Origin of the sequence: Xanthomonas sp. SHU 199 (genome assembly GCF_000364665.1) — a bacterium.
Taxonomy (GTDB): Bacteria; Pseudomonadota; Gammaproteobacteria; order Xanthomonadales; family Xanthomonadaceae; genus Xanthomonas_A; species Xanthomonas_A sontii.
Genome location: NZ_AQOI01000334.1, coordinates 1 through 6,905, shown reverse-complemented (window position 1 = coordinate 6,905; position 6,905 = coordinate 1). Strand labels below are relative to the sequence as shown.

Genomic DNA, 6,905 nt, shown 5'->3' with positions numbered 1-6,905 from the left:
GGCGGCCGCTGCCGACGCTGGCGCGCGACGCCGAGCGCGCGCTGCTCGGTTACGCCTGGCCCGGCAATGTGCGTGAGCTGGCGCATGCGATGGAGCGTGCGGCGCTGCTGGCCGACGGCAGTACCCTGGGCAGCGACGACCTGCGCCTGCAGCCGGCGACGAATGCCGCGCCGGCACTGTCGACGCAACTCACCCTGGAAGAAGCCGAGGCGCTGCTGCTGAAGCAGGCGCTGGCGCAGCACCAAGGCAACCTGCAGCGCACCGCCGACCAGCTCGGCATCACCCGGCAGAGCCTGTACCGGCGCCTGGGCAAGCACGGGCTGCGCAGCGATGACGCCGGCTGAGCGACAACGCTTCCGGCCGCTGTGGCTGGTGGCGCCGGCCTTGCTGGCCTTGGCGCTGGTGCTCGTCGCCGGCGCGCCGCGGCTGCCCGAGGCGATCGTGCTGCTGCTGTGCGTGCTGGTGCTGACCATGGCGCTGTGGCGCTGGCAGCAGCGCGATGCCGGGCAGCGCCTGCGCACCCTCGGTGGCCTGCTGGACGCGCTGCGCGAGGGCGACTACAGCGTGCGTGCGGCGCAGGACGCGCGCGATGCCGACGGCCTGCTGGCGCGCTTCAACGCCCTGGCGCAGCGCCTGCAGGACGAACAGCGCGATTCGCACGAAAGCCTGCAACTGCTGAGCAAGACCCTGGCGGCGCTGGACGGGGCGGTGTTCGCCTTCGAACAGGACCAGCGCCTGCGCCTGATCAATCCGGCCGGCGAGCGCCTGCTCGGCGTCGCCGCCCCGCAGGCCATCGGGCAATCCGCGCAGGCGTTGGGACTGGCCGGCCTGTTCGACGTGCCGTCGGGCAGCATCCAGGCGCATGCGTTCGCCGGGCAGCAGGGGCGCTGGCAGATCGGTCACGCCGCCTTGCGCAGCCGCAGCCAGGCCGGGCGGCTGCTGCTGGTGCAGCCGATGGAGCGCGCGCTGCGCGAGGAGGAGGCGCAGGCCTTCCGCCGCCTGCTGCGCGTGCTCAGTCACGAGATCAACAACTCGCTGACGCCGATCGCCTCGATCGCCGACACCCTCGCGCGGCTGCTGGCGGCCGCGCCGCAGGCGCTCGACGCCGAGCTTCAAGCCGATCTGCACAACGGACTGAGCGTGATCGAACAGCGCAGCGCGGCGCTGCAGCGGTTCCTGGGCGGCTACGCGCGGTTGGCCAGGCTGCCCGCGCCGGTCCCGGCGCCGGTGGCGCTGGTGCCGCTGTGCGCGCGCGTGCAGCGGCTGCTGGACGATGCACGAGTGCAGGTCGAGGTCGCGCCGTCGCTGCATGCGTGCACCGACGCCGACCAGCTCGAACAGGTGCTGATCAACCTGCTGCGCAACGCCCTGGAAGCCGGCGGCAGTGCGCCGGTGACGCTGCGCGCGCGCGCCGACGGTGCCAGTGTGCTGATCGAGGTACGCGACGGCGGTGCCGGCCTGCCGCCCAGCGACAATCTGTTCGTGCCGTTCTTCACCACCAAGCCCGGCGGTTCGGGCATCGGCCTGGTGCTGTCGCGGCAGATCCTGGAAGCGCAGGGCGGCAGCCTGAGCCTGGAGGCCCGTACGGACGCGCAAGGCAGCGTGGCGACGCTGCGATTGCCGCTGGCGTAGTGGCAGAAGGAGCGCAGTGTTGCTGGTGCCCCGGAGCAGTTGGGCACCCATCGTCGGCGATGCCGAACGGGCAGGGGATATCCCGCTCGCCGCGTCGCCACCGCAACAGGCAAAATGGCCGCTTCCATCGGGAGCCCGCATGCCACTGGACGACACCGCCGCCCCGCACGCCGCGCGGCGCCCCCGGCGCTGGACGCGCCTGCTGCCGTGGCTGCGCTGGGGCACGGTGGCGCTGCTGTCGAGTCTGTTGTTGCTGGACCTGGCGTTTCCGCTGCCGCTGCCGAAGTCGCGCGACACCTCGACCCTGGTGGTGGCCGCCGACGGCACCCCGCTGCGTGCTTTCGCCGACAGCAACGGCGTCTGGCGTTATCCGGCCACCCCGGACAGCGTCTCGCCGCTGTATCTGCAGGCGCTGCTGAACTACGAGGACCGCTGGTTCTGGCTGCATCCCGGGGTCAATCCCTGGGCGCTGCTGCGCGCGGCCAAGCAGTGGGTGTTTTCGCGCCACATCGTCTCCGGTGGTTCCACCCTGACCATGCAGGTGGCGCGCATCCTGATGCCGCCCGAGGTCAGTACGCGCACGCCGTGGGGCAAGGCCCAGCAGGCGCTGCGTGCGCTGCAGCTGGAAGCGCACCTGAGCAAGCGGCAGATCCTGCAGCTGTACCTGGAACGCGCGCCCTACGGCGGCACCATCGAAGGCGTGGAGGCGGCGAGCTGGGCCTACCTGGGCAAGCCGGCCGCGCGTCTGTCGCAGGCCGAGGCGGCGTTGCTGGCGGTACTGCCGCAGGCGCCAAGCCGGTTGCGTCCGGACCGGCATCCGGAGGCGGCGCGCGCGGCGCGCGACAAGGTGCTCGAACGCATGGTCGCGCTGCGCGTGTGGCCGCGCGCACAGGTCGACGATGCGCGCATCGAACCGGTGGTGGCGCGCTCGCTGCAGACGCCGCTGCACGCCGCGCTGCTGGCCGAGCGCCTGCGTCAGCAGCGCCCGCACGCCGCGCACATCGTCTCCACCCTCGACGCGGACCTGCAGCGCACGCTGGAGGACCGGGTCAGCGCCTACTTCTCGCAACTGCCCGAGCGCACCTCGGCGGCCTTGCTGGTGGTGGACAATCGCGACCTGCAGGCGCGCGCCTACATCGGCTCGGTGCAGTTCGGCGACCGCCGCCGGCTCGGCGACGTGGACATGGTGCAGGCCTGGCGGTCGCCAGGCTCCACGCTCAAGCCGTTCCTGTACGGCATGGCCCTGGACGATGGCCTGATCCACTCCGAAAGCCTGCTGGTCGACGCGCCGCAGAGTTTCGGCGACTACCGCCCGGGCAATTTCGACGAAGCCTTCAACGGCCCGATCGGCGCGGCCAGCGCCCTGCGTTTGTCGCTCAACGTGCCGGCGGTGGACCTGCTCGACCGGGTCGGCCCGGCGCGCTTCGCCGCGCGCCTGAGCAACGCCGGCATCGGCCTGAAGTTCCCGCGCGGCAGTACGCCCAACCTGGCGCTGATCCTCGGCGGCACCGGCGCCAAGCTGGAGGAACTGGTCGGCGCCTTCGCCGCGCTCAACCGCGACGGCATCGCCGGCCACGTGCGCTACAGCGCAACCGACCAGCGCATCGAACGGCGCCTGATGTCGCCCGGCGCGGCCTGGATCGTGCGCGAGATGCTCGAGGCCAATCCGCGTCCGGGCTACGGCGTCGGCACCTTCGACGTCGGGACGCGCCCGCCGGTGGCCTGGAAAACCGGCACCAGCTACGGCTACCGCGATGCCTGGGCGATCGGCAGCACCCGCCGCTACACCGTCGGCGTCTGGGTCGGCCGCCCCGACGGCACGCCGCTGCCCGGCCAATACGGCGCGGTGACCGCCTTGCCGCTGATGTTCGAGACCATCGACAGCCTGCCGCGCCTGCGCGGCGACAACGCACCGCGGCCGATGCCGGCGACGGTGCAGCAGGTGGACGTATGCTGGCCGCTGGGCATCGCCGCCGAGCAGACCCCGCCGGCCTTGTGCCAACGCCGTTTCTCCGCCTATGCGCTGGACGGCGCGGTGCCGCCGACCTTCGCCGAGCGCGACGCGCGGCTGTGGAGCGCCGGCCGCGAGACCGTGCAGGTGGACGCGCACAGCGGCCTGCGCCTGTCGCCCGACTGCGCGCAGCCGCATGAGGCGGTCACCCGCGACCTGGCGCGCTGGCCGGCGCTGCTGACCCCGTGGCTGCACGCCAGCGAGCGCCAGGCCGGGCAATTGCCGGCGCTGTCACCGGACTGCCGCGACGACGGCCGCGGCCGCAGCGACGTATTGCGCATCGAAGGCCTCAACGACCGCGCCACCCTGGCACGCGCGCCGGGCAGCACCACGGTGCGTCTGCAGGTACGCGCGCTGGGCACGAGCACCCCGGTGGACTGGCTGCTGGACGGCCGCTGGATCGCCCGCACCGAGGGCGCACGCACCTTCCAGCGCGACTTCGCCGACGCCGGCGACCACACCCTGACCGCCCTGGCCAGCAACGGCGCCTGGACCCAGGTACGGTTCCGGGTGCTGCGCTGAGCAGCGGCGGCGCGCGCGCCTTCGTAGAAGCCAACAGTCATGCAACCACGACGACCAGCGTAGGCGGACAATCCGACCTCGGAAGCAGTCGGGACTGAAGTCCCTCCCACATCGCTCCCGGACACGAACAAGCGTGAGTCCGTGCGAGAGGCGCGGCCGCTTGGCTTTGGCTGGTTGCTGTTGCTGTTGCTTTTGACTTGCCTGGTCCCCTTCCGAAGCGGCGGACAGCGCGGGGAAAAACCCGAAGGGCGGCGTACATGGATGTACGCCGTCCGCGGCAGGGGCAGGATGCCCCTTCCGCGGATCCCGTCTGGTTCGCGGACCCGGAGCGCGCAGCGCGGAGGGCGCGAAGGCAGGGCGCGCTTTCTTTTGGTTACTTTTCTTTGCGCGAGCAAAGAAAAGTGACTCGCCGCAAGGCGAAAGCCTTTGCAGTTGCTTCAACCATGTGTGTCAGACCAGAAAAACAGTAGGAGCGGCCGCAGCCGCAACAGAATCCATCAGGAAGGCCTGTCGCGGCTGAAGCCGCTCCCACGAAAGCGCTTGAATGCGGAACCGGCTTACTTGCCGATCCAGCCTTCCAGCATGTCCGAAAACTCGTCGGCGTGCTCTTCCTCCTGGGCCAGGATGTCTTCCAGGATGCGCTTGGTGGTGGTGTCCTTGTCGCCGACGAAATTGATCATCTCGCGGTAGCTGTCGATGGCGATGCGCTCGGCGATCAGATTCTCCTTGACCATGTCGCGCAGATCCTCGCCTTCCTTGTACTCGGCGTGCGAACGCGCAGTCAGCGTGTCCGGGTTGAGGTCCGGCTCGCCACCCAACTGCACGATGCGCTCGGCCAGCTTGTGCGCGTGCGCCTGCTCCTGCTGCGCGTGCTCCAGGAACTCGGCCTTGACCGCATCGGCGAGCATGCCGGCGGCCATGAAGTAGTGGCGGTAGTAGCGCAGCACGCACACGTACTCGGTGGCGAGCGCGTCGTTGAGCATCTTGATCACCGCCTCGCGGTCGGCGCTGTAGCTCTTGGTGATCGCGCCGTCTTCGATGCTCTGGCGGGCGTTGGCGCGCAGCGTGGCGGTGTCGGTGAGGCCGGCGGTGTGCTGCAGCGGCTTGGCGTCGGTCTTCGGGGTGGCTGGCTTGTTGGACATGGCTGGCCGTTTCCTGTGGTGGGTAAGGGGATCAGTCGGGAAGGTGCTGCAGCACGTAGTCGGCGGCGGAGACCTTGAACTCGCCCGGCGCCTCGACGAACAGCGCCTGCACCACGCCGTCGTCGGCGTACAGCGCGAAGCGGCGCGCCCGCACGCCCATGCCGTAGCTGCTGGCGTCCAGTTCCAGGCCCAGCGCCTTGGCGAAGTCGCCATTGCCGTCGGACAGCATCTGCAGGCCGTCCGGCACCAACTGGCTCTTGCCCCAGGCCTGCATCACGAACGGGTCGTTGACCGCCATGCAGTACACCTCGATGCCGCGCTTGCGGAACTCTTCGAAGTGCTCCACATAGCCGGGCAGGTGCTTCTCCGAACAGGTCGGGGTGAACGCGCCGGGCACCGCGAACAACAGCGCGCGGCGGCCGTCGAACAACGTGCGCGTGTCCACGGCTTCCACGCCGTCGCGGATGCGCTGCAGCACCACTTCGGGAATGCGTTCGCCGGTCTGGATGGGCATGTCGGGCTCCTTGGATGAACCGAGTCTAGAAACGGAAATGGGAAGGTGGCGTCAACGCCTTGAAAAGCGCCGCGGCAGGCCTATCTGACCGGCATGGACGGCGGGCCGGTCCCGCCGCCGCGAACCGTCCCCTTCGGGGTGTACCTCATTCACGTTTCAGGAGACCACGATGAGCATCGTCCGTTATCGCCAGTGGCCGGCCCAGGCCGCATTCCAGAACGAGATCAAGCAGGTGTTCGACCGCTTCTTCGACCCCAACGGCGGCACCGACGAATCGGCCGTCGTCACCGCGCAGTGGGTGCCACGCGTGGACATCAAGGAGGAGCCGGAACGCTTCGTGCTGTACGCCGACCTGCCGGGTATCGATCCGTCGGAGATCGAGCTGTCGATGGACAAGGGCATCCTCTCGATCAAGGGCGAGCGCAAGAGCGAATCGGCCGCCGACACCGAGCGTTTCTCGCGCATCGAGCGCCGCTACGGCAGCTTTCACCGCCGCTTCGCGCTGCCCGACAGCGCCGATCCGGACGGCATTTCCGCCACCGGCTACCATGGGGTGCTGGAAGTGCGCATTCCCAAGCGTCCGGCGAGCACGCCGCGCCGTATCCAGGTCGATACCGGGGCCACGATCGTGCAGTAAGCGCCTGCTCGCAGCGGCGCCGCCACCGCGACGCCGCGCCCTCGCAGCCGGCCGTAGAATGGCCGGGTGATGGCGCAGTGCATGCAACCGGCCCGTTGCCGCAAGGCGGCGGGCCGACTCTTTTTGAGGTGATGGATGGAATTCAAGGATTACTACGCGACCCTGGGCGTGGAACCCAGCGCCGGCGATGCCGAGATCAAGACCGCGTACCGGCGGCTGGCGCGCAAGTACCATCCCGACGTCAGCAAGGAGCCTGGGGCCGAAGAGAAGTTCAAGGCGATCAACGAGGCCTACGAGGCCTTGCGCGACCCGCCCAAGCGCGCCGCCTACGATCAGTTGCGCGCGCAGGGCTACCGGCCGGGCGAGGAGTTCCACGCGCCGCCGAACTACGGCGGCGCGCAGGGCTTCGACTTCGAGGAAGTGTTCGGCAACGGCGGCGCCGGCGGC

General features: G+C 70.0%; 7 protein-coding genes. 5 read left to right on the top strand and 2 right to left on the bottom strand.

The window, feature by feature from the left end:
• The 3 genes from D183_RS0111780 to pbpC form a co-directional block, all read left to right on the top strand.
• Positions 1-344, top strand: a 344-nt coding sequence (locus D183_RS0111780; RefSeq protein ID WP_026144400.1) for a helix-turn-helix domain-containing protein, incomplete at its 5' end; no start/stop codon positions are given.
• A gap of 799 nt (positions 345-1,143) precedes the next feature.
• Positions 1,144-1,632 (top strand): sensor histidine kinase, encoded by a 489-nt coding sequence (locus D183_RS27780; RefSeq protein ID WP_198527661.1) that lies wholly within the window; start codon positions 1,144-1,146, stop codon positions 1,630-1,632.
• A gap of 139 nt (positions 1,633-1,771) precedes the next feature.
• Positions 1,772-4,165, top strand: coding sequence for a penicillin-binding protein 1C (pbpC, locus tag D183_RS0111770; protein ID WP_017909167.1), 2,394 nt, complete (start codon positions 1,772-1,774; stop codon positions 4,163-4,165).
• A 557-nt stretch (positions 4,166-4,722) separates the two neighbouring features.
• Here the strand turns inward: pbpC and D183_RS0111765 are convergent.
• Both D183_RS0111765 and D183_RS0111760 read right to left on the bottom strand, forming a co-directional pair.
• Complete coding sequence (locus D183_RS0111765; RefSeq protein WP_017909166.1) at positions 4,723-5,307, bottom strand: ferritin-like domain-containing protein; 585 nt, start codon at positions 5,305-5,307, stop codon at positions 4,723-4,725.
• A 31-nt stretch (positions 5,308-5,338) separates the two neighbouring features.
• Positions 5,339-5,821, bottom strand: a complete 483-nt coding sequence (locus D183_RS0111760) for a peroxiredoxin (RefSeq protein ID WP_017909165.1) — start codon at positions 5,819-5,821, stop codon at positions 5,339-5,341.
• Positions 5,822-5,990: 169 nt separating this feature from the next.
• On the opposite strand from D183_RS0111760, the gene D183_RS0111755 reads away from it, so the two are divergent.
• Positions 5,991-6,458 carry an Hsp20/alpha crystallin family protein gene (locus D183_RS0111755; RefSeq protein ID WP_017909164.1) on the top strand — a complete coding sequence of 156 codons (468 nt, stop codon included), beginning with the start codon at positions 5,991-5,993 and terminating at the stop codon, positions 6,456-6,458.
• 135 nt (positions 6,459-6,593) lie between these two features.
• Positions 6,594-6,905: DnaJ domain-containing protein (locus tag D183_RS0111750; RefSeq protein WP_017909163.1), on the top strand; the 312-nt coding region annotated here is incomplete at its 3' end.